Raw genomic sequence first — 254 nt, 5'->3', positions numbered from 1 at the left:
GTGAAACAAGTGTTACCTATGTCTACAAAGAACTAGGTTCCTACTTGCCTTATATCCCAGGAGTAGACAATCCAGGGGATCGTCCACCTGTACCATATGATGACACACCATTGGTACCAGGAGATAATCCACCATTACCATATATTCCGGGTTATACCCCGAAAGATCCAGATGGAAATCCCTTGAAGCCAGTTGATCCAACAGATCCAAGTAAAGGTTATGTACCGCCATCAATTACAGATCCAAACGATCCA

Annotated in this window: 1 protein-coding gene; it reads left to right on the top strand. The window is 43.7% G+C overall.

The genetic code is table 11. The features are described from left to right. A partial coding sequence (locus E4T71_RS10025; RefSeq protein ID WP_167758537.1) for a hypothetical protein occupies positions 1–254 on the top strand: 254 nt, incomplete at both ends.

Source organism: Streptococcus sp. WM07, from assembly GCF_004570525.1.
Taxonomy (GTDB): domain Bacteria; phylum Bacillota; class Bacilli; order Lactobacillales; family Streptococcaceae; genus Streptococcus.
This window is presented reverse-complemented; position numbering and strand designations above follow the sequence as displayed.